Annotated in this window: 17 protein-coding genes and 1 pseudogene; 9 read left to right on the top strand and 9 right to left on the bottom strand. The window is 65.2% G+C overall.

Annotated elements, in window-relative coordinates:
• Positions 1-37: 37 nt before the first annotated feature.
• The 3 genes and pseudogenes from PO78_RS18495 to PO78_RS18490 form a co-directional block, all read right to left on the bottom strand.
• Positions 38-1,399, bottom strand: coding sequence for an IS1380 family transposase (locus PO78_RS18495; protein WP_004357889.1), 1,362 nt, complete (start codon positions 1,397-1,399; stop codon positions 38-40).
• Positions 1,400-1,689: 290 nt separating this feature from the next.
• Positions 1,690-1,860: pseudogene (locus tag PO78_RS22540) on the bottom strand (transposase); the annotation flags it as partial.
• Between the two features lie 520 nt (positions 1,861-2,380).
• Entirely contained in the window at positions 2,381-3,487 is a 1,107-nt protein-coding gene (locus PO78_RS18490; protein ID WP_043745866.1) for a hypothetical protein, read from the bottom strand.
• Between the two features lie 268 nt (positions 3,488-3,755).
• On the opposite strand from PO78_RS18490, the gene PO78_RS18485 reads away from it, so the two are divergent.
• The 4 genes from PO78_RS18485 (at position 3,756) to PO78_RS18470 (ending at position 9,299) form a co-directional block, all read left to right on the top strand.
• Positions 3,756-5,084 (top strand): recombination directionality factor, encoded by a 1,329-nt coding sequence (locus PO78_RS18485; protein WP_043745863.1) that lies wholly within the window; start codon positions 3,756-3,758, stop codon positions 5,082-5,084.
• On the top strand, positions 5,081-6,391 hold the full coding sequence (locus PO78_RS18480) for a metallophosphoesterase family protein (RefSeq protein WP_043745860.1): 1,311 nt from the start codon (positions 5,081-5,083) through the stop codon (positions 6,389-6,391). Before PO78_RS18485 ends, PO78_RS18480 begins: the two co-directional genes overlap by 4 nt.
• Positions 6,392-6,480: 89 nt before the next feature.
• Complete coding sequence (locus PO78_RS18475) at positions 6,481-8,961, top strand: AAA family ATPase (RefSeq protein WP_043745857.1); 2,481 nt, start codon at positions 6,481-6,483, stop codon at positions 8,959-8,961.
• 101 nt (positions 8,962-9,062) lie between these two features.
• Positions 9,063-9,299, top strand: coding sequence for a hypothetical protein (locus PO78_RS18470; protein ID WP_135148217.1), 237 nt, complete (start codon positions 9,063-9,065; stop codon positions 9,297-9,299).
• Positions 9,300-9,366: 67 nt separating this feature from the next.
• On the opposite strand, the gene PO78_RS18465 is transcribed toward PO78_RS18470, so the two are convergent.
• Both PO78_RS18465 and radC read right to left on the bottom strand, forming a co-directional pair.
• A complete protein-coding gene (locus PO78_RS18465) occupies positions 9,367-9,675 on the bottom strand; it encodes a DUF5983 family protein (protein WP_043745852.1) in 309 nt (102 codons plus the stop codon).
• Between the two features lie 277 nt (positions 9,676-9,952).
• Positions 9,953-10,534 carry a RadC family protein gene (radC, locus tag PO78_RS18460; protein WP_043745849.1) on the bottom strand — a complete coding sequence of 194 codons (582 nt, stop codon included), beginning with the start codon at positions 10,532-10,534 and terminating at the stop codon, positions 9,953-9,955.
• 458 nt (positions 10,535-10,992) lie between these two features.
• Here radC and PO78_RS18455 point away from each other — a divergent pair, with 458 nt between their 5' ends.
• Positions 10,993-11,208, top strand: coding sequence for a hypothetical protein (locus PO78_RS18455; RefSeq protein ID WP_043745847.1), 216 nt, complete (start codon positions 10,993-10,995; stop codon positions 11,206-11,208).
• An 81-nt stretch (positions 11,209-11,289) separates the two neighbouring features.
• Here the strand turns inward: PO78_RS18455 and PO78_RS18450 are convergent, their stop codons facing one another.
• The 3 genes from PO78_RS18450 to PO78_RS18440 form a co-directional block, all read right to left on the bottom strand.
• The gene (locus tag PO78_RS18450) at positions 11,290-11,961 is read right to left on the bottom strand and encodes a hypothetical protein (RefSeq protein WP_043745844.1); all 672 of its coding nucleotides are present in this window, start codon (positions 11,959-11,961) and stop codon (positions 11,290-11,292) included.
• A 111-nt stretch (positions 11,962-12,072) separates the two neighbouring features.
• Positions 12,073-12,312, bottom strand: a complete 240-nt coding sequence (locus PO78_RS18445) for a hypothetical protein (protein ID WP_043745841.1) — start codon at positions 12,310-12,312, stop codon at positions 12,073-12,075.
• Positions 12,313-12,592: 280 nt separating this feature from the next.
• Positions 12,593-13,105, bottom strand: a complete 513-nt coding sequence (locus tag PO78_RS18440; protein ID WP_043745838.1) for a hypothetical protein — start codon at positions 13,103-13,105, stop codon at positions 12,593-12,595.
• Between the two features lie 129 nt (positions 13,106-13,234).
• Between PO78_RS18440 and PO78_RS22535 the strand changes: the two genes are divergently transcribed.
• Positions 13,235-13,465, top strand: coding sequence for a hypothetical protein (locus tag PO78_RS22535; protein WP_082047890.1), 231 nt, complete (start codon positions 13,235-13,237; stop codon positions 13,463-13,465).
• On the opposite strand, the gene PO78_RS23475 is transcribed toward PO78_RS22535, so the two are convergent.
• A complete protein-coding gene (locus PO78_RS23475) occupies positions 13,436-13,660 on the bottom strand; it encodes a hypothetical protein (RefSeq protein WP_043745835.1) in 225 nt (74 codons plus the stop codon). The two genes, PO78_RS22535 and PO78_RS23475, sit on opposite strands and share 30 nt — an antisense overlap.
• 1,098 nt (positions 13,661-14,758) lie before the next feature.
• Here PO78_RS23475 and PO78_RS18430 point away from each other — a divergent pair.
• From PO78_RS18430 to PO78_RS18420, 3 genes are all read left to right on the top strand, one after another.
• A complete protein-coding gene (locus tag PO78_RS18430; RefSeq protein WP_043745832.1) occupies positions 14,759-15,061 on the top strand; it encodes a hypothetical protein in 303 nt (100 codons plus the stop codon).
• A 114-nt stretch (positions 15,062-15,175) separates the two neighbouring features.
• Positions 15,176-20,317, top strand: a complete 5,142-nt coding sequence (locus PO78_RS18425) for an nSTAND1 domain-containing NTPase (RefSeq protein WP_156147850.1) — start codon at positions 15,176-15,178, stop codon at positions 20,315-20,317.
• Positions 20,318-20,397: 80 nt separating this feature from the next.
• Positions 20,398-21,618: a DUF6531 domain-containing protein gene (locus PO78_RS18420; protein ID WP_197068807.1), complete on the top strand. Its 1,221-nt coding sequence runs from the start codon at positions 20,398-20,400 to the stop codon at positions 21,616-21,618.
• The last annotated feature ends 139 nt before the right edge of the window (positions 21,619-21,757 follow it).

Genomic DNA, 21,757 nt, shown 5'->3' with positions numbered 1-21,757 from the left:
TGGCCTCGATTCGGAGAATTCGGCCGTCGGATTTGCATCACGGCGAAGCCACCGCGCACAGTCGCGCCTGCACCGTGGTGAACACCTTCACATGCGCGGCGACGCCGCGTCCGAAGTCCAGCACCAGGCGGCGGGCGTGTTCGACGAACTTCGCCGCGCGGTACATCACCTCCTGCAGCACTGTCTTGATGCGTCGGCGCTTGGCCGGGTGGCGGATCGGCGAGAGCTCGCCGGTCAGCCCGAGCTGGCCGATCAGGCGCAGGCAGTTGTAGGCGAACGCGGCCAGATGCATGACCGCGTCGTTGGTATCGAACTTACCCGAGGGCAGGCGCTCGAGGTCCAGGTCGGTCTTGATCTCGGAGTGGAACTGCTCGTGGGTGCCGTGGTGCTTGTAGAGCTCGATCACGTCGGCCATCGCCACTTCGAGGCTGGTCCACCAGCCTTCGATCTCGATCTCGGGGGTCAGCAGGTGCTGGCCCTTCTTGTCGATGGTGCGCTCGGTCACCCGCACCACCAGACGCAGCGTGCGCTTGGCCTTCTTCCAGGCACGGTCGATCTTCAGGTCCAGCAGCCCCACCCGCTTGCCCGCGCGCACTTCCTCGAAGACGCCGGCGGCCTCGGCCCGGTCCACCCAGGCGGTCTTGTCCTGACGGCGCGGATTCCACTTGGTGAGGTAGTCGAACGAACGCCCCAGCGCTGCCCAGCGATCGCGCTCGTCGGCCAGCGCGAACAGCAGCCGGGCGCTGTCGAAGCCGCTGTCGGCCCGCCACAGCAGCTTCGCATCGGCCGCGCACACCCGGCGCAGGCGCGGGAACGCGCGCTCGAAGAAATACTCGGTCTCCAGCGCCGAGTGGTGCGACCCCGCGCGCAGCTCCAGGCCGAGGTTCCAGCCCTCGTTGCCCAGGTACAGCGCGATCGGCGTGTAGCCATCGACGCCCTGGTAAGTGCGGCTGACCGCCTCCTTCTTGGTGTCGGAGTTGTCCATCACGAAGGTGTCCAGATCGGCGCAGACGTAGCCCTTGTGCGCCGTGATCGGCGCCTCGGTGCGCTCGAGCAGGCGCAGGCTCAGCTCGTCGGTCAGCTCGCGCAGCTCGGCCGCGCGGGCATCGAGCCGTTGGCGCATCCACACGCTGCCGGGCACCTTGGCGAGCCCGAGCGCTTCCTTGAAGAAGCGGTCGCCGCGAAACGGCTCGATCGCCTCGAAGTCGCTTTTGCCCAGGCTCAGCAGCCCCACCACCGACTTGACCAGGTCCGAGCTCCGCATACCCTGCGACACCGGCAGCCTCGGGTCGATCACCGCCTCGACCTGTGCCGCCTGGCAGCACTGCCCGATCAACGCCAGGCCCGAGTAGGACGTCAGATTGAGCTTGGCGGATTGCTTGACTTCGAAGCGCGGCATGGTCGGTTGGGTGAAAGGCTCGGATGCGCAATTATACAATTACATCAATGCGTTAGGCTGGATTTCCGGCTAAGCGAACACGGATTCAGGATTATAGGCCACGCCGTAGACGGCGCCACGCAAAAAGTGACGTTGACATGGATATGGAATATTGGTGGCGCGCCGATGCGGCGCGCGGTGCAGCTTGAGGCGGGTTGAAGGCGATGCGGCACCGGAGCACTCGAACGCATCGAGCTGATGCGGAACGTATCTGGCGTTCCTCATCGCCGTTACGCGTCTCGCGGACGCACTCATCCCAGCGCCTCTATCAACAGTCGTCGCGCCATCCACAGGTTGAACAGCGCGAACAGCGTGACGATCTGTGCCGAGTTCTTGGGCAGCCCACGATAGCGTATTTTCGTGAGCCCGAACTGCCGCGCCAGCACGCGGAACGGGTGGTCTACCTTCGCCCTGATGCGGGCTTCATCCTCTCGACCCGATCGGCCACGAAGTCAGTTCGGTGAACGGGTTGAGCTTGCGCCGAACGCCCGGTCGCGTCGTCACATGCCAAGCAGGCCCGGAGGCTTCCGGCCGCTTGTGCATGCCCTGCTACCCGGCATCACCGACCGCAGTCGTCAACATCAAGCTTCGCTTGCTATCGCCTGCCGGTCATGTCGACCGTTGAGAGGCAGCTTCCCGGCAAACCACTTCAGACACTTGCGTTTCTGCTTGGGGTGGGGTTCCGCCCATCGTTGCGGGCTGAAGGAATCGATCACGAGCCGGCACCCAACTCGCCACACATGAGTGGCTGCTCACGAAGGTGCAGCCGTCTCCCTCCAGCAAGCCTTCGAACGACCGGTTCCGGTCCTGGCCGTCGCTCAATTGCCGAACGTGACTGACCGCAACCAGTCTGCTGCAGCCGCTGGTCACGATCGTCGATCTTCCGGTTCAAATCGCTGGATCGGTTAATCACTCAGCCAGTGGGGCGACCCCCACGGTTTCCTAGCGATTTCGCATGTCCTCGAACCGACGAGCGGCTACCCGTCGCGCGACTACGTGCTGCTCGGCACTGATGTCTGGAACGTCGATGCCACCGACCGCGAATATGTTGCCGGGAATGTCGTCGTCCACGGGCGACCCGTCTTCGTAAACCGCTTCCATCCTGGTCAGGTCGGTGCCGCACAGTTCAGCGAGATGGACCCAGGTCCATGCCTCGACGGCGTCGGGTTCGAAATCCTCGGCCAGCCGGCGCATGGCTTCGACATCTCCTGTAAGGGCGGCCTGTCTCAGCAGGGGCACCACCATAGCCCTGGCCCCGAAGCGATCAGCCAGGTCGAACAGGCGGGTCGCATCCTCCGGCGTCGCCAAGGATAGTGCGTGTTGGAAGTCCCCTTCTTCGGCGGTGAGATCCGCCCATGCCACCGCGGCATCGGCTCGCCCGAGCCGGGCCGCGGTTGCCATATGCTGGCGGTACTGATCGAACTGCGCGAGGGCGGCGGCGTAGTCGTCGGCCCATTCCTTCTCGGGGCCATCGAGTCGGCGACCTGCGAGTTGCTGCCGGTACCAGTGGCCGTCCCGGTCTTCCGGGGGTTCGCATTCCAGCAGCAAGGCGAGGGCATAGTGCGCATCGGCATGATCCTTGGCCGCCAACTGCTCCAGCGCGTCGATCAACAGGGGCGAGCCGAGATCGAGGTCCGGAGCGTGTTGCCAAGGGGATGCTTGGTCGATGCCAACGTCGTCTGGCATCTCTTCGTCGTCGACATTCCACCCGTCTGCATCGCCTGCGATCAGCTTCACCAAGTACTTGACATCGACGGCGACCAACCGATGGGTCTCGGCCAGCGCGGTGACGGCCTCGACGATGCGTTGGCTCTCTGCCGCGGGATAGCCCAAGGCCAGGCAGCGCTTGGAAAGCCGGGCCAAGTCATCGCTGGTGAACTTCCACGTCTGCCGTACCTGACCGATGACGGCATCAGCCGCAAGCGCCGCATGGGAGTTGAAGCCCAGCAGCGCGGCGAGCAGTTCGTAGAGGTGGGTACGACGGACGGCGATCCCGTGCTGGTCGCGAAGTTGGGTGTGTGTGTCGAAGCACAGCTGTTTGATGCTCATGGCAGTAACTCCTCAGTAACCAAGGCGGGTCGGACTATGCGCACACGTTTAATGCCGACGCACCCGGTGTCGAGGTGTCGCTGAACATGAGGATCGGTAAGGAAGGCCTTCTTTTGCTCGTGTGCAAGCAAGGCGGGCGCCGGGGTCCATTGTATCTATCAAGCATGGTGCACGTAAACGCCTGCGGTTCGGCGCGGGGTTGAAGCGCGGGGAAGTCGCGAGAGCATGAATCATCGGAATGTCCCGATATTCATGGAGGAGCCCCGTCATGGCCCATCCCAACGCACACCCCGTGATCGCCGTGCAGAGCGGCGGGACGACGGCTGCGCCGACCCTGCTGGGGCAAGGCCCCGCCCGCATTCCCACCGGCGGCAAGATCCGCGCGGGCATCAAGGTGCTCACGAAGAAGGCGGCCGGAGAGCCCAAGGCCCAGGCGATCTACGAGCAGGGCGTGGCCGCCGGCCACTCCTTCGAGCAGATCGAGCGCGCCATCACCGAGGCACTGCCCGATCTGAAGACGCCGCTGGTGCCACGGAATGTGTCGTGGTTCACCGTTCGGGCGCAGGATTTCCCCAATCCCGAGATCGCCCGGGCGATTCTGGATGCCTATGGCGAGGATCGGGGCGAAGGCCGGCGCCTTTACCGCTTTCCGGTGGTGTTCCCCTCCGACTACTGGCAGACCGTGATGCCGCACGAACTGGCCACCTGGGGCACGCACGAGAAGCACTACTGGTCGCAATACTCGGCCGACGGCCGGGTGCGCCACTGCATGTGCCATGCGCCGGTGCCGGTCGACGACACGGGCCGGCGCACAATCCGCCTTTTCGGCGGGCGCAAGACCATGATCCGCGAGGACAAGGGCGGCCTGTGTGACCCCGAGACCTGCCGCGAGTACCAGCAGCGCCAGTGCAACCTGACCGGACGCTTCCTGTTCTTCATTCCCGGCATCCGTTCGATCAGCGCCTTCGAACTGCACACCAACAGCTTCTATGCGATGAACTCGGCGATTCAGAAATTCGAGACGGTGGGCTTCCTGCGCGGCGGGCGCATCTCGGGCTTCCTCGACCGGCAGCGCACGCCGTTCTACCTGACCAAGAAACTAATGGAGGTAGCCCACATCGACGAGCAGGGGAGGGCGGTGCGCGTACCCCAATGGATTATCGACCTTGAGGCGCCGGTGGATGTGACGGCCTTGCTGCGCGAGAACGAGGATGCCGAGACGGCCCTGGTCCAGGCCCAACTGGCGACGCAGGTGCTTCAGGGGAGCTCGGTTGCGGCGAGCGCCGAGCCGCTACAGCCGGAGGCGGCCGAGAGCAAGGCGGTGACGGCGACCGAGGCGGCATCCGGCGAGGCGCCACCACTGCGCGAAGGGCATCCCAGCCTTGAGCAACTGATGGCACGTGTGCAGGCCTACAGGATCGCGCCGGAACGCTACCAGGCGTATGCCGATCGGCGGTGGGGAAGGGGCTGGAAGATCAACCCGCATGGCCGTGCCCGCGCCTGGGACGAACTGGAGCGCTACCGCCACGACCCGTCGGGCTATCTCGACAAGATCGAGAGCGAACTGCAGCTCTCCTCCCGCGGGAGGGCATCATGATCCGCCTCGCCCATTTCTCCGATCTGCACTACGGTACGAAGAACCTGATCGAAGCCGATCGCTGCTTCGGCAACGCCGTCGACCGCGCCATAGCGCTGGGCGTGGAGGCGGCGGTGCTGTCGGGCGATGCCACCGACCATGGTCTGGACTTGCACGCGCCGGCCGCCGAACGGCTGTTCGCCCAGGTCCGGCGGCTGGCCGACCATTGCCCGGTGCTGATGCTGCAAGGGACTTTCTCGCATGAGCCGCCGGGCACCTTGGCAATCTTCCGGCTGCTGGGCGGACGACATCCGGTGCATGTGGCCGAGCGGATCGAGCAGGTCGCGCTCTCGGCGCAGGGCGAATGGCTGGCGTCGGCGGGCTGGTGCTTCGACCGGCTCCCCGGCAATGCTCGCGCGCTGTTTTCCTGCGTACCCACGGTGAACAAGGCCGCGGTCGCGGCAGCGGTCGGTGCGGCGGACGCCGCCCAGGCCGTCGGCGAAAACCTCGCCTGCTTGCTGCGCGGTTACGCGCCGATCCATCGCGCGGCCCGGCGGCAACGTGTACCCACGATCGGCGTCTCGCATGGCACCGTGTTCGGCTGCATTAGCGAGCACGGCGTGCCGATGGCCGGCTTCGATCACGAGTTCACCACCGGGGCGCTGTTCGCCGCCGAGGCGCAGGCCTTCATGCTCGGGCACATCCACCGCCATCAGTCCTGGGCAGCAGACGGCGCGGCAGGCGGGCAATGTATCGCCTATGCCGGTTCCATCAGCCGCTTCCACTATGGCGAGGAGGGCGAGAAGGGGTTCCTGCTGTGGGAGGTCGATGCTGATCAGGCACGCTACCGGCTGGAGCCCACGCCCGCGCGCCGGACCATCGATATCGTGTTCGACGGCAAGCCCGACCTCGAGGCCCTGCGGGCCACCGTCGCGCAGCAGGACGTCGCCGGCGCGTTCGTGCGCGTGCGCTGGACCGTCGCCGACGAAGATCGCCACGAAGTCGACCGCGCGGCAATCGAGCGCCTGCTGGCCGGGGCGATGGAGACCAAGCTGGAAGGGCGGATCGTCCCCGTGGTGCGCACGCGGGCGGCCGGGATTTCGCAGCTGGCGAATCTGGCGGACAAGGTTCGGGTCTGGGCGCAGGTGACCGAGGCGCGGGCCGATCTGTTGCTCGCGTGCCTGCAGGCGCTCTCCAGCCAGGCACCGGAAGCCATTGTCGAGGGGGTGCTGCGGAGGCAGGCCGGTCCGGCGTGCGCGGCAGGCGTCGAAACCCCTGTCACCCGGTCTTCGCCGCAGCCTGATTTGGCGCCTGCGCTGTCGTCCTGACCTTGTCGGATCCGTCCCCTTGGGGACGGGCTTGCAGACCCTTTTTCATGCGGGAGACTGAATGGGTCATCCCGCAGGAGAACCCCACCATGCAACCGCTTTCACTCACCCTCAAAGGCTTTCGCGGCATCCGCGATGGCCTGGGACACGATGTCCTGACCCTGGATTTCGAGCGACTGGCCGACGGCGCCGACCTGGTCGCCATCGTCGGCGCCAACGGGCGCGGCAAGACCACCGTGATGGACAACATGCACCCGTATCTCACCATGCCCTCGCGCGCCGGCGCGGCGGGTCCGGGCGGGTTCTCCTATTACGACCATGTGTGCCTGCCCGAGAACGAGAAAGATCTGATCTGGGCGCACGATGGCCGTAGTTACCGCTCGCAGGTCGTGGTCCGCCTCAACGGCCGGCGCAAGACCGAAGCCTTCCTGTTCGTGCTCGCCTGCAATGGTGCGTGGAAACCCATGGCGCTCGACGACGGCACCGTGTCCGACGGCAAGGTGGAGACCTACACCCGCTGCGTCGAGAGCATTTGCGGCAGCGCCGACACCTTCTTCACCTCGGTGTTCTCGGCACAGGGCAAGCGGCAGTTGAGTACCTACCGCAATGCCGAGATCAAGACCCTGCTGGCCGATCTGCTCGGGCAGGAGGAGATCCGGGCCCTCGGCCAGAAAGCGGCCGAGACGGCGCGTCTGCTCAAAACGGGTCTCGCGGCGATCCGGCAGGAACAGGCCTCGCTGGACGAGGAAGCGCAGCGGATCGAGGGCGAACGGCGCCGCCTCGACGGCGCCCAGGCTTGCGTCGCGCAAAGCCTGTCGACCCGACAGGCGGCCCACGCCGAGCAGGAGTCGGCGCGAACCCAGCATGCCCAGTTGATCGCCGAGCGAGAGCAGGCGCAAGGCGTGGAAGCGCGCCGGCGACAACTTCAGGGCGAATGCCAGGCGGTGATCCAGGCCGGCAAAGAAGCCATCGAAGCCCTGCTGGCACAGGATCGGGGCGAGCAACAGCGACTGGAACGGCTGGAGCAGCGTATCGCCCAGCGTGTCGGTCAGGAGCGCAACCGCCGGCATGTCTTGCAGAACCAGCGCCGGCAGTGCCTCACCTTGCTGGCAGGTGCGCAAGGCGTGCGGCGTGGGGAGCGCCGTCTGCCTCTGGCAGAGCGAGTCTTGTCGCTACGATCGGCACAGGTCGGAACGTGGCGGGAGCACGTTCAACGCCTGACCCAGTGCCAGGCTGCGGAGCGGATGGCCCAGCAGAAATTGTCCGGGATCGAGCGCGAGGCCGGGCAGGTGGCGCTCAAGGCCGAGGAGTTGGGGCGGCGCTTCGGGCTGACCGGCGAGGTGCCGTGCGCGGGTACCGATCTGCAGGGGCAATGCAAGCTCCTGAGTGATGCGCGGGAAGCGCAGGCCCTGATTCCCAGTGCTGAGGGGACGATTCAGCGCCTGGGGCGCGAGAAGTCGACGGTACAGAAGGAACTGGACGCCTTGCGCGAACAGCATGAAGCTCTCTCTGCCGCGCCGCAGGCATTGGCTCGGGCCGAGCACCGGGCCGAGTGTGCCCGGGCGCGTGCCTCGCAGTTTGCACTGCTGGCCGCCCAGGCCGGGGAAATGGCGCGGGCCGGGACTACGCTGGCCGAGATCGACCAGGAGTTGACGGAACTGGGGACGGGGCTCGGCGCCGATGTCGCGGCTGATCAGCCGGTGGAGATGCCGGAGGAGGCGGCCGAGCGGCAGCAGATCGGCGCGGCACGGCAGGCGATCGCCTACCAGCACGAACAGCAGGCCAAACACTATCGCGCTACGCTGGACCGGCTCAAGCAGGCACTGGCGGCCTTGCCTGCACCTTATGACGAGCAGCGCCTGATCGATGCACAGACGAGGATGGAACAGGCGGCACAGTCCGTCACCGCCGCCGAGCAGGCGCACCTGAACGCGGTGCGGGATGCCGAAACCCTGGGTGTCCTGATGCAGCAGGCAACGGCCCTGGTCGGCCGCCAGGCACGGGTGGCCAGCCGCATTGCTCATGTCGAAACCGAGTTGGGCAACTGGAACCTGTTCGCCAAGTGCATGAGCAACGATGGGCTGATCGCGCTCGCCATCGATGATGCCGGTCCGGCCTTGTCGGCGCTCGCGAATGACCTCCTGCTCGCCTGCTACGGTCCCCGCTTCACGGTGTCGATCGAGACGCTGGTGGAGACGGGAAAGGGCGAGCAGAAGGAGGGCTTCGACATCCTGGTGCATGACGGCGAGTCGGGCGAGAGCAAGAGCGTCGGCCTCATGAGCGGCGGCGAACGGGTCTGGATCAACGAGTGCCTGATCCGGGCGGTGGCGCTGTACCTCGCCCAGCATACCGGGCGACGCTACGGTGCGCTGTTCTCGGACGAGGCCGATGGGCCGCTTGACCCCGAGCGCAAGCGCATGTTCATGGCAATGAAGCGGGAGGTGCTGCGCCTCGGCGGCTATCAGCGGGAGTTCTTCGTGTCTCAGACGCCGGAACTGGCCGCCATGGCGGATGCGGTGATCGATATGGATCTACACAGGGAGTCGCACGAAGTCCCGACCGGAACGTAGTTGGATCCTGGATGCCCGCGGTCGGCATAGCGGAGCTGTCCGCCGTTTGGCCACCGTCGGTTGCCGTGGCTTGTCGGGCGCCCCGCCGCTAAAATGCCTGCATGTCGAAAATCCCCGAATCCACGCCTGCATTGAACAGGCTGCGCGCAGCGGCCGGCTTAATCCCCCTTATTGAGGATGGCCTTCGCCAGTCGAAAATCACCGGAGAGAAGGCTTCTTTGATGGCGGAGTTTTGCAGCTGGGCGGCGCAGCAAGCAACGGAAGGCAGCCCGGAGGCCTTACGCCTTGCCGATGACATCAAGTCGGGCTTGGAACGGCTTAAAGCGCTGCTGGCATAGCGGTGGCCGGACGATGCCGGCCGCCGCAACTAACGTGTGGCCCCATTGTGAGAGCTGAATTGCCGACTCACGCCTCGGGCTCCTGCAAATCAAAGATCGGCAGACCGTCGATCACGGCCGCTTCGCTATCGAACTTCAGCCAGGCAATACCGGCTTGCTCAGCGACCGTGAAAATCGCGGCCAAATCGGCTTCGGCCGGGATCCGGTAACAGGGGGCACCGACGTAGATGACGCCACCGCTGTCGGTCGGATAAGCGTTGACCGACAGCTCGTCATCGGCCAGTTTCAGGCGGGTGCTTGGACTCAGATGCGAGATCGATAACGAGGCCAGCGATTCAGCCTGCGCTCGCAAGCTTTCCACGGCGGGCGTTTCCATGCGGTTCTCCTTCCTCTTGATGAGATGTCGACTTGGTCTTGGGACGCGTGCCAGTCTGACGACTGAAGTTCATGCCGCAGTCGCGACAACGGAACCAGCGCAGGCGCCCCAGCGTACCCAACAGCACGCCGTCACCTGCGCAGAGGGGGCAATGTGAAAGGGTTTTCACCGGCATGATTGTCGTTTCACTTGGCAGAGGAAGGAGCTCGCCCCTGTGGTGGAGGCGAGCGTGCTGCTCAGGGTCGGACACGGAGCGGTATGCGGGCGGCGCATGGCGCTATATCAACCCACGTTCCGCGAACGAGATCACGCGGTCCCCGGCCACGACAAAATGGTCGATGACCCGCACGTCCACCAGGCTCAGTGCCGACTTCAGCGTCTGTGTCAGCATTTCATCGGCCCGCGACGGCTCGGCTTCCCCCGAGGGGTGGTTGTGGGCGACGGCCAGGGCGGCGGCATTGCGAGCGAGCGCTCCCTTGACCACTTCCCTGGGATAGACGCTGGTCTGGGTCAGGGTGCCACGGAACAGCTCCTCGGCCTCGATCAGGCGATGTTGGGCGTCCAGGTAGAGTACCAGGAACACTTCGTTTTCCAGCTTCGCGCAGTACAGGCGCAGCCAGTCGCGCAGGATCTGCGGCGAAGTCATCAGCGGACCGTTGCGCATCTGCTCTCGCAACTCGCGCAGCAGCAGTTCTCGGGCGACGTTCAGGCGATGGGCCAACACGGTGTCCGCAGTGCCGAGCATGCCCATCTGGGCCACGGCATCGCTGACATGCAAGGGGTTGGCGCCCGACGCGCATACCAGGGGCGAGAGCAATTCGCTGACCAGATCGGCGCGGGACAAAGCAGAGAGATTCATGGCGTTCTCCACGAAAGAAAAGCGGAAACGCCGATCCCGGGGGGACGAGGTCCCCGCTTGGGATGAATGTGCGGACGAATGGATGACATTGGCCGGCACGATGAATGAGGCAGGTATCGACTGCGACGCCGGCCAAGGGCCGGATTCCATCCGACGATGGAATGCATGTATGCCCGATCAGTTTCCGGTATCGGGCGGAAGGGCTCAAGGGAGAGGAGGGCATGCCATGTTCAACCGGCTGGAATCCGGTGGCCTTGTGCATGGCGCTTGGTGGTGGACTGCGGCCGCTCTCCGAGAGCGTGCGGCGAGACGAGAAAAAGTGCCGGATCGCACTCCAGTGCGACTGGAGTGTCAGCCCATCGGCGCTAGACAAATTTCTTGCATCTCCGCCGCAAAACCCGCGACAGGCTTGGACGATTTGGTCAAGATGGGGACTCAACCCTTCTTATAGAACGACCATGATCCGCCTCGGCTCGCAAATTCGACTCACTCGCCGGGAGATCGAGCGCTTTCGGAAGATCACCGACATCGAGCCGGTGGACATCCGCACGCTCGACGACCTGGATGCCTACATTGCCCGGTGCAAGGCGCACTACTGGGGCGTCTCCCAGGAAACTCGGTTCCTGCACTGGCTCATCGACCGCGAATACGCGCAGTGCCGCCTGGCGGCGTAGCGTGGCAGGCCCTCGGCGGGCCACTGTCTCCCCGGCGGTGCTGTCGGGGAGACGTTGCCTTGTCGATCAACGTTATCGAAATCACTGGAAGAGGCGCGGCTCGATGGTCGCGCCGCGCATGAACGCGAGGTACGCGCCGGCCTGACCGATGTCCCCGAAACTGGCGACGACCTCACCGCGGCGCAGAACGTTCCAGGGCCGGTCGGCATTGCCCGAAGGCTGGATGCTCAGATCGGCTTCCCGGTATGCGGCGTGACGGTAAAGGAACTCGCCCGACCCCCAGTCGATGATGGCGAGGAGGCAGGCGCACAGGATGGCGGTGCCGCCGCATTCACCGGCCTCGATCAGCAAGGGGACCTTCAGGCTCCCGGTCGAGCGGCCGATCCGGCCGATGACATCATGCTCTTCGAGCCAGGGTTCACCAGTGCTGGTGTCGCCGAGGATCAGGCGGATCTTGCGCCCATGGGTCCGGCAAGATTCCAGGACCTTGGCGGCCTTCGAATCGGTGCCGGGATCGAAGTAGGTCTTGTGCATCAGCGGGGACCGGCTCCAGGCCTCGACGGCGGTGGAGTACTTTTCGTAGCCGGCGAGGGTGGCGTAGTCGCCCTCTGTGAACGCGAGGTCGGACCGGCCCAACTGATGGGCGATCTGGTTGGCGTGATCGCGGGCGTTGGCAAAGCCTAGGCAGCTGTAGCCCCCGCCGCAATCGATCACGTAGCGTTGCTGCTCCGGATCGATGCTCACCTTGTTCATGTCGGATTCCTTTCGAAATACCGTGGAACCCGACACCCGCAGGGTGTGAGCCCCACGGAAGTTGGGTGGTTCGCTGCGCCAGACAGCGGCTGGCGTACCGAAAGTGTTGATTCAGGCCGCTTGCACTGCCGGCTGGAAGGCTTGCTCAACGACGCTGTCATCGGCGACGACGACCTGGTCGGACAGCAGGCGGTCCAGCTTGAGCAGCAAGGCGTCCGCGTGCTCCTGGTCATCCGGGTAGAGGGACGGGCGCAGTTTCTCGACCTCCTTCTTGATGAGGCGAAGCTCCGGCACGATGGCGCACTCAGCGTGCGCTTCGATGGCATTCAGGACGGCGGTGATGGTGATCATCAATGGCTTCCTTTCATTGCTGGAAAAACGGACCGGCATGCCAGGGGCAAATCGGCGGGCGGATTGGGACTCGACGGGGCGCGGGTCGTGCATCGGCGGGTCTCGGTGTCAGGCGCGGTCGCCTCGCAGGCAATCGCGGGCGTGCAAGTGGGGGTGGGATCGGAGCGAGCACCGCACGCACCGCTGGGTGAACAGCGGGCGTGGGCGTTCGACGATCCGGATGCGGCGACGGGTTTGCCGCATCACACGACGGGCCGGTGATGGCCCGGCGCTTCTCGGGTCAGGCGGCGCGCGATGCCTTGGTGCCGGATGAGCCCTGGGTCTCGGCTGACGCTGCTGCCGTATCGGCCGCCGGCGAGGTGGCCTGCTGCTCGAAAGCCGCGTGTGCCGTCGCGAACTCGGCCTCTCCGGCCAGGCGGTGCACCTGGGCCACGGCCGGTTCCTTGGCCACTTCGGGCAGGCATTCGACGGCGACGTCGCGGCCGTGCCGCAAACCCGCCTGCAGACTGCGCCAGGGCTGGACAAACAAGCCGTGGCATAGCCAGCGGACGAACTGACCGATCCGTTGGTGGCGTGCCTGGCGCGCCTTGTGCCGGCGCAGGGATTCCTTGCAGCACAGGTACAAGGCCAGGTGGGTGCGCTTCATTTCCTGATCGGACTCGAGCTGGGCCACGACTTCGGTCGCGATGGCCGGATCACGGCCGACGCGCCGATAGAAGCCGACCCAGGCACGCTCTTCCTCGGACTCGATGCTGGTGCGCCGTGAGCGAGGACGGGGCTTCTCAAGGGACATGGTGTTTTCTCCAAAGACGAACAGAGGGAACACCTGTCCCCGTTCGGGGAGGCGGTGGACTCCCCGGGGTTGCACGGACATGCGGCGCTGCTAAGCTGAACGCTCACATCCCATGAGGGCCCACACATCATGCTTCGTGCAGGCGACGCGCTACGGTTCACGCCCGACGAAATCGATGCCTACCGAAAACTCGGTCTCGACTTCGACGGGGCGCGAGCACGGGATGACATCGAACAGGCATTGACCCGGTGGACCGGTACGCTGAACGATGAACGTCCCGATCTATTGGAGAAGATCGCCGTGGCAATGGCGAAAGCCAGGGGCATCAAGCTACCCGCGCGTTTGACGCGGGTGCGCTGACGCGGCCTTGTTGCCATTTGCCTCGGCAATCCTCATCCAACGGTCGGCGATCCGGTCCAGGTAGACCAGATCGTCGGCTTCGATCTCGCCCGACTCTCGCAAGCGGGCGATCACCTCCTTGACCAGGGACGGGTCGTCTTTGGCCAGTTGGACCACGGTGGCGGCAATGCGCCGGCGGTAGAGGCTGATCGACATGATCAACCGCCTGCCGCACGGAACTCGGACGCCCGGCCGGACCGCTTGGGAGCGATCGGCCGCGGCCTCAACAACGCCGGCACGGCCTGTGTGCGCGGGGCCGGCCGGGCATGGCCCGAACCGCCCAGCAACACGGCGACCGGGCGCGACGCTCTGGTGACGGGGATTGCGAACATGGTGTTCTCCTTCGGAAATGAAAGGGAACACCCTTCCCTGGCGGGGAACTCGGAGTTCCCCGTTCGGGATGCTCGGCCGTGGACGGCAGAGCGGCTCGGCGACGTGCCGGGCGGCACGCACAGGATGAAGGCCCACGGTTCTTGCGAACGGGGCCTTCGCTCGATGCCGGGCGGCCCGAAGGTCGCGCGGCGGGACACAGCGTTCAGCCAGGCGGCTGAACCGGACACTCGGCCAAAGACACGGCCGGACCCGACCGAAGCCGGGGATCCACGAGGCAGGTAACGACTGCGACGCCAGCAAAGCTGGACTTCAGGGTGGCCGAAGCCACCGATGAAGGCTGTGTAGACGCGATGTCCACAGAAAGCTCCTGCAGTATCGCGGCAGGATCAATGAGACTCAAGTCCGCGACACGGGTTGCCACCCGCAAGCGCCGGGAATTCGGGGCGATCCCCGCAAGTGACATTCAACGCCGCGTGCGGATTCCTGTCGCTCGTAACCGCCGAAACCGATTCAGAGTGCTCTGCGTCAGCGCATTCGTTGTGACGAGCGTCAAGCCGGGGCCCGGGCGGCTAGCGTCACGCTGATGCTGACGCACCCTCGAAGTGCTCGATCGTCTGGCCGCCCTGATCCCACTGCCGCACCGGCATTGCCACGGCCACCTCGGCGTGCTGAAGCCGAACTCACCGCTGCGCGCGGCAGTGAACGTGCTGGTGGGTCCGCGGGCCTAAACGCCGGGCGAACAGTCAGCGGTTGCGGCGCCCGCCGCAGCGCCACCCGCCCGCGCAAGCGCATCCGCCCAGGGGGCACAAGCCGCCGAGGACCCGCTCCATCGCCGGGAGGCGCGCTACGCCTGGGACCTACCTACTGCTGGCCCGCATCTATGAGTTCTTCCTGCTACTGTGCCTCAAGTGTGGCGGAGAGATGCGCATCATCGCCCTCATCAAGGAGGCGATCGCCGTTGGCGAGATCCTCGCGCATCTTGGGAGCCCACATCAGCGCTGCGCATGGCGCCGGCCAGTGGTCCGCCGCTGTGGAAGGTGCCCGATGGCGGGACGGGCGAGTGCGACCCGCAGGCTGTTCCGGCGCCGGACTACGCTCGATCAGCGCAACGCTTGGTGGCGCGACGAGGATCCGATCTTGCGCGTCGGGGAGCGCGCCGAGACGGCCTTGGCGCCCGCACCGGCGACCCATGTCAGGAACTCGGTGATGATTCGGGGGCGGTGATTCAGGTTTCAATTGTAAGCAGCTCCCCGCGTGAGGACTGCCGACACTGTTTTGTAGTGATCCGGAATACCTGGGATACCTATAATAGGGTGTTGTATTTCCTATCCTTCTTCGATGACCGCTCAATTGCGTGTTTTCATCTCCTCTCCCGGCGACGTCGCAGCCGAACGCGAGGCGGCGCGGCAGGTCGTCGCCAAGTTGCAGACATGGTACGGAACGGAACAGGTCGACCTCGTCCCGCTGCTGTGGGAAGACCTCCCTCTTCAGGCCGTGACCTCGTTCCAGGCCGGGGTCGATACGGTCCTGTCGGCCACAACCGGGGTCGACATCGCCGTCTTCATCCTTTGGTCGCGCCTGGGAACGCCCCTCGGGCTGGAAATTCGCAAGGCTGACGGCAGTGTGTACCGCTCCGGTACCGAACGGGAATTCGATCTGATGCTGTGTGCCAACCGCCAGACCCAGGGCGAAAGGCCCGCAATGCTGGTGTATGTGCGCAAGGACGACGCCGCTTTCCATCACCGCCTCAGCGGCCGGAAAACCGGCGAACTCAAGGAGATGGTGGACCAGCGCGACGCCGTCGAACACTTCATCCGTACGCAGTTTCAAGACGCCGAGGGACACAATCGCGGCGCTTACCACGGGTATTCCGACCCGGCGAGCTTTGCGCTGCGGCTCCGAACGCACCTCAGAGAACTGATCGACGCCCGCCTCCAGTTGTCGTCCGGGCGCGACCCCTTGTGGACCGATACGCCCTACCGAGGCCTCGATTACTTCGACATCGATCACAGCCGCATCTTCTTCGGCCGTGGCCGGGAAACCTGCGACGTCCTTCAGTTGCTGCGCGATCGGGAAACACATGGCGAAGCCAGCTTCGTGTGCATCGTAGGCGCCAGCGGTGCGGGAAAGAGTTCGCTGGCGCGTGCCGGCGTCGCCGCCACCCTGCGCGACGAGTTGGACGACACAGAGCTTGGCCCCTGGCGGATCGGTATCCTGGTTCCTGCCGAGGCCGACGGAGTGCTCCAGCGCGGTTTGCTCAAAGCATTGATGCGGGCGTTTCCCGAACTGGCGGAGACTCTTGGAACGGAGCCGTCTACTGATCTGAGTTTCGACAATCTGGCCTTCGGCTTCGACACCGCTGTCAAGAATCTGCTCACAGGGCTTGACATGGAAGACAAGGACGCACGGCTGCTCCTGATCGTCGATCAACTCGAAGAGATCTATCTCGATCCGCGTATCGGCCAGGAACAACGGGCCAGCTTCTGGCGGTTTCTCGGACACGCAGCCCGCAGCGGTATCGCTTCGGTGGTAGTAACCCTGCGCAGTGACTTCTACGCCGCCGCCCAGAAGGATGAAGGCTTTCTCGATCTCAAGGGGGCGGCCGGCATGCTGGACCTGGGCCCGCCCCGGCCCGAAACCCTGGAATCGATCATCCGCCGGCCCGCGGCCATGGGTGGCCTGACCTTCGAACACGATGCCGACGGCCACAGCCTGAGCTCACGCATTCTGGCCGACGCCCAGGCACACCCCGAATCGCTTCCGTCGCTGCAGGACTTGATGCGCGCCCTGTACGAGCGCCGCAACCACGGCACGCAGTTGACCTATGCGGACTATGAAGCGCTCGGCGGTATCGCCGGCGTCATCGGCAGGCGCGCCGAAGCAGTGTTCGGCGCGTTACCGCAGTCTCAGCGCGATGCCCTGCCAAGACTTCTGCGCCGCCTCGTGACCATCCGGCCCGATGACGGCGTGGCAGCAGCGCGCGCGGTGAATCCAGCGGATCTCAAGCCGGAATCGCCGGAACGCCAACTCGCCAACGCCCTGCTTGCACCTGAAGCCCGCCTTCTCGTGGCGCGTGCGGATGGCCTGCGGATCGTGCACGAATCGCTGCTGCACAATTGGCCGCTCGCCGCACGGTGCATCGAAGACGATCGCCCGCACCACCAGACCCATGCCCATCTCAGGAACGACTTCGAACAGTGGATGGAGGCGGGACAGACCGACGATCTGCTGCTTCCCGAAGGCCGCAAGCTCGAACGCGCCCGGTCGCTGATCCTTGCCTGGGGCGACGACGTGGTGGGCGACGCGATTGTCCGGTATGTGAGGCGGTCGGGCGAGAAGGTCGATGGACGGCGCAGCAGGAGACGCGTCGTTGTGTCCATTGTCGGCCTTGTAGGGTTGCTGATGGCTGCACTTGGAACACGATGGTTGATTCAGGCCCGGGCGGAGGCCGACAGCCGGCTCCATGCCGAGGAGTTGAGCCGCATGGAACAAGCCGCGCGCCGGGGAATGGAGGGAATCGATGCCTCCAAGCGCGGCGAACTGAGCCTCGGCTGGTACTTGGCCGCCGAAGCGGCAGCCCTTGTGCCACGCGAGGGCACCCCACCCGCGCAAGTGGAACTGTCGCTCGACGAACTTCACTCGCACCCGCGCCCGCCGGTCGTCCTGCGCGGCCACGATGGCCCCCTTACGCGGGTGATCCTGAGCCCGGACGGCCGGCGTGCGCTGACCGCGTCCGAGGACGGTACCGCGCGCCTGTGGGAAACCGAAACGGGACGCCACCTCGCGACACTACGCGGCCACCAGTACACTGTCGCGGCGCTTGCCTTCAGCCATGACGGTACGCTCGTGGCCACCGGTTCGGACGACGCGACGGTCCGCCTGTGGGAGACCCGGACGGGACGGGAGAGCCTTCCCTCGCTCGACGCGCACAAGAACAACCACAAGGACAACATCACCGGAGTGTCCTTCTGCGGTACTTGCGCCCGGCTACTCACAGCGTCGAGAGACGGCACGGCCATCGTCTGGGACAGTGGCAGCGGCAAACCCGTCAGTGTGCTGCCGGAGCACGAGGGGCCGATCTTGGTCAGCGCACTGAGCCCGGACGGGAATTACGCGCTGACAGCATCCGACACCAACAAGGCCCTGCTGTGGAAAGTCGATTCCGACGCACCGCCGAAGATCCTCGATCATCCGGCCACTATTGCACTCGGAACCTTCACCACCGACGGCAAGCACGTCGTCACCGCCACGAATAAGGGCGCCATCCGGGTCTGGGATCTCTCCGGCAATCCGCTTGGCGCCTGGGACGAAAGTGATGCGATGCCTGTCGAAACCGACGGCAGGCAGATGATCCTGCAGCGCTTCGAGGCGAACCGCTGGAGGGTGATCTTGGTTGAGGTGGCGACCGGCCAGCGTGTCAGTGAATTCGATAGCGACGCGCGCATCGTAGCAGCCGGGTTCAGCGCCGACGGCAAACTGCTTGTAACGGCCGCTGAGGACGGCGCGGCCCGTCTTTGGGAAACGGCTTCGGGTCGCGAACTGGCAGCATTTCGCGGACACCGGGCGGCGCTGACCTCGGTCGCGATCAGCGCCGATGGCAAGCGCGCGATCACCGGCTCGGACGACGAGACGGCGCAGCTCTGGGACACGTCCGAGCCGCAGACCAACTTCACGGTGGCTGCATCGGCGAGCGCAAATGCCGTGGCGTTCAGCCCCGACGCTCGCCGCCTGCTCGCCGCTTTCGATGACAAGACCGCGCGCCTTTGGGACATGAAGGGCCACGAGTTGGCGGTGCTGCGAGGGCACGACAATGCGCTCACCAGCGCGGCTTTTGGGCCGGCAGGAAATTCGATCGTGACCGGCTCGCTCGACGGCACGGGTCGCCTGTGGGATCTCGATGGCCAGGAACTTGCCATGTTGAAGGGGCACGAAAACGCCCTGCGGTCCGTCGCGTTCAGTCATGACGGAAAGTTGATTCTCAGCGCCTCGGTCGACGGCACGGCGCGTCTGTGGGACGCGGCGACGGGTCGCCCTGCCGCGGTCATGCGCGGCCATCGCGGCCCAGTGCGGCAGGCGATCTTCGCGCCGGACGGACAGCGCGTGGCGACCATCTCCGCCGACGAAACCGCGCGCCTGTGGAATCTCGACGGCAAGGCACTCGCTGTGTTGAAGGGACACGACGACGCCCTGCTGTCCGTCGCATTCAGCCCGGACGGCAAACTGCTGGCCACCGGATCGCGTGATGCGACGGTCCGCGTGTGGGACGCCGGCACCGGTCACCAGATCAAGGTTCTCACAGGCCATCGCGGTTCTGTCAAGGCCGTTGCCTTGAGCCCAGACGGAACCTGGCTGGCCAGTGGCGGCAGCGACAAGGACGTGCGCATCTGGACAGTGGAATCAGGGCAGGAACGGGCGGTATTGCGAGGTCACGACGACGCGATCAATGCCCTAGCCTTCAGCCCGGATGGCACCTCGCTGGTCTCGGCGTCCGATGACAAGATGGCCCGCGAATGGGATGTCGCCACGTGGCGCCAGACAGGCAAGTTCTCCGGGCACACCCACTGGATCGGCGCACTCGCGTACAGCCCCGACGGCACGCGCATCGCCACCGGCTCCGAAGACCACACCGTGCGCATCTGGCCGACACACCGAAACGTGCGCGACCAGGCCGACTACGCACGCGCAATGTCCCCGGAATTCGCCGATGCCGCACTCGTGGAACGCCTGGGGCTGACGCTGGAACCGCGCTTCGAGCGCGCCATTCCGCAGCGCGGCACGGCCACCCCATGCGACCAACTCGCCGCGCATCCCTTCGATGGCGCGCGCGTGGCAGGCGGGGTGGCCTGGAACAAGCTCGACGGCAAGGCAGCGCTGACCGCCTGCACGCGTGCCGCCGAAAGTGATCCGGGTAACGCGAGACTGAGCTATCAACTCGGTCGCGCACTGGAAAAACTCAAGGATCCGGCTGCCCGCGCACCATTGCAGAAGGCCGCTGAGGCCGGATACGCGCGCGCCCAGGGCGCCGTCGGCGACTTCCTGATCGACACACAGAAGGACGAAAATATTGGCAGCGGTGTCGAGTGGCTGAGGCGGGCAGCGAATGCGGGCGATCCGGTGGCGCAGGACACGCTGGCCGATCTGCTGGTTCACGGCGAACGCGTGCCACAGGATCTGCGGGAGGCGAAGCGCCTTTTCGGTCTTGCGGCGACACAGGGACTTCCGTACGCCCACCAGCACCTTGCCGAACTGGCCGAAAGCGGTGACCCATCGGCTGGTGTCGAGCCAGACTTCGCCGCGGCCTTTTTCCATCACGCGCTGGCGGCGCGCTGCGCGCAGGCCGTTGCCGACGAAGGCTCCGCGCGCGCCGAATCCGAACGCCGAGCGGCCATCGCGCGCCTGCTGCCGGAAGAGACCGTCATCGCACTGTGGCGCAAGGCTTCGCAGTGGAAACCCGGCCAAACGCTGGACCTTCGACCTTAGACGCGAGACCGATCATGTTCCGGCTTTGCCTTTCCGCTGCTCTCGCCCTGCTGGCATCTAACGCGCTGGCGATAGTCGACATGAAGAACGCCAACTACTCCAACACCTGGGTCGACTTCCGATTGCCGGCCGTCCCTTCGGGTGTGGATCTGACGCTGCAAAGAACGTACAACAGTAGGACGCTGTTCAACGGAATGTTCGGGTTCGGCTGGTGCACGCGCTATGAAACCTCACTGACGATCACCGCGGAGGGCAACCTCAAATGGAAGGATTGCGGCGCCGGAAGCGAGCAGGTGTTCGTCGCTGCACCGCTAACACGTGCAGACCTCGAGGCGAAGGTCGACGAGATCATCGGCAAGTTGAAATCCTCGGCTACCGAGTACCGGGATGAACAGGCCTGGCGCAATCTGCGCGCCGAACTGCTGGAATACGACGATCTTCGTGCCGAGCGCGCGCATGAACTCGGGCTGCTGACTCGGCCGGTGGACGGCGGCAAATACCTGCAGCGTTCATCTGAGCCCGACACCGTGGTGGAGTCGGGCAATGCGCGCCAGGTGACCGATGAGGAATCCGGGCAGGTCGTGTTTCAGGACGGGATCTTCCGCTTGACGTGGAGCGATGGCAGCCGGCAATACTTCGATCGCCGCGGCAAGCTCTTGCGCTGGGTGGACGAAGCGGGTCACGCGCTCGAACTGGACTACTTCGACAACGGACTGCTGCGCCGCGTCACCGACGGCGAGGGCCGCTGGCTGCGCTTCGAGTACTACCCCGCGAACAGCAAGATCGCCAAGGTCGTCGCATCCGACGGCACCGTCGCCCAATATCAGTATCGGAACCAGGATGACCTGACCTACTCGATCGATGCGAAGCGTTTTGCCACCGCATACAGCTACGACGATCTACACAACGTCGTGAAGATCGTCTTCACGGATGGATCGAGGATCAGGCTCCGCTATGACAAAGATCATGACTGGGTCGTCGAACTCCTCGATCGTTGCAACTGCCAAGAAACCTACACCTACGAGATCGACGCGAAGGATCCGAAGGGTCACTTCTGGTCGACGGTGAGCAAGGTTTGCGACGGGCAGGAGACGGCGAGAACGCGATACGAGTTCTGGTTCAAGCCCAATGCCGTTGGCGAATATGTGCTGGACAAGATCGATGTGAGTCCTGGAGCAATGCATGCTGCAGCGACCTGCGGCAAGCCGTTCTCACCGCCGGACGCGCCCAATTCATTGCCCATCTACTGCGCGGGAAAGGCGCTCGAGGTGGAAGCCGCGGTTGGCGCGTGTCCACGGTAGGCGCGGCAACGACACAGGTGGATGTTTGTGCCCCGCGACTTGTGAGCGAGCCGGAATAGGACACGGCCCTGCCATTGCTGGTGGGGCCGTCGCTTGTGGATCGGTGGATAGAATCTAACGGGCCGGGTTCGAATTGAAT

Source organism: Thauera sp. SWB20, assembly GCF_000831325.1.
In the GTDB taxonomy this organism is placed as follows: domain Bacteria; phylum Pseudomonadota; class Gammaproteobacteria; order Burkholderiales; family Rhodocyclaceae; genus Thauera; species Thauera aminoaromatica.
Note: the sequence above shows the minus strand (reverse complement) of the source record. Positions and strands in the feature narration are given on the sequence as shown.

Coding starts and splice junctions, on each gene's coding strand:
- PO78_RS18495 (WP_004357889.1), bottom strand. CDS start 1,399: ATGCCGCGCTTCGAAGTCAAGCAATCCGCCAAGCTCAATCTGACGTCC.
- PO78_RS18490 (WP_043745866.1), bottom strand. CDS start 3,487: ATGAGCATCAAACAGCTGTGCTTCGACACACACACCCAACTTCGCGAC.
- PO78_RS18485 (WP_043745863.1), top strand. CDS start 3,756: ATGGCCCATCCCAACGCACACCCCGTGATCGCCGTGCAGAGCGGCGGG.
- PO78_RS18480 (WP_043745860.1), top strand. CDS start 5,081: ATGATCCGCCTCGCCCATTTCTCCGATCTGCACTACGGTACGAAGAAC.
- PO78_RS18475 (WP_043745857.1), top strand. CDS start 6,481: ATGCAACCGCTTTCACTCACCCTCAAAGGCTTTCGCGGCATCCGCGAT.
- PO78_RS18470 (WP_135148217.1), top strand. CDS start 9,063: ATGTCGAAAATCCCCGAATCCACGCCTGCATTGAACAGGCTGCGCGCA.
- PO78_RS18465 (WP_043745852.1), bottom strand. CDS start 9,675: ATGGAAACGCCCGCCGTGGAAAGCTTGCGAGCGCAGGCTGAATCGCTG.
- radC (WP_043745849.1), bottom strand. CDS start 10,534: ATGAATCTCTCTGCTTTGTCCCGCGCCGATCTGGTCAGCGAATTGCTC.
- PO78_RS18455 (WP_043745847.1), top strand. CDS start 10,993: ATGATCCGCCTCGGCTCGCAAATTCGACTCACTCGCCGGGAGATCGAG.
- PO78_RS18450 (WP_043745844.1), bottom strand. CDS start 11,961: ATGAACAAGGTGAGCATCGATCCGGAGCAGCAACGCTACGTGATCGAT.
- PO78_RS18445 (WP_043745841.1), bottom strand. CDS start 12,312: ATGATCACCATCACCGCCGTCCTGAATGCCATCGAAGCGCACGCTGAG.
- PO78_RS18440 (WP_043745838.1), bottom strand. CDS start 13,105: ATGTCCCTTGAGAAGCCCCGTCCTCGCTCACGGCGCACCAGCATCGAG.
- PO78_RS22535 (WP_082047890.1), top strand. CDS start 13,235: ATGCTTCGTGCAGGCGACGCGCTACGGTTCACGCCCGACGAAATCGAT.
- PO78_RS23475 (WP_043745835.1), bottom strand. CDS start 13,660: ATGTCGATCAGCCTCTACCGCCGGCGCATTGCCGCCACCGTGGTCCAA.
- PO78_RS18430 (WP_043745832.1), top strand. CDS start 14,759: ATGCGCATCATCGCCCTCATCAAGGAGGCGATCGCCGTTGGCGAGATC.
- PO78_RS18425 (WP_156147850.1), top strand. CDS start 15,176: ATGACCGCTCAATTGCGTGTTTTCATCTCCTCTCCCGGCGACGTCGCA.
- PO78_RS18420 (WP_197068807.1), top strand. CDS start 20,398: ATGAAGAACGCCAACTACTCCAACACCTGGGTCGACTTCCGATTGCCG.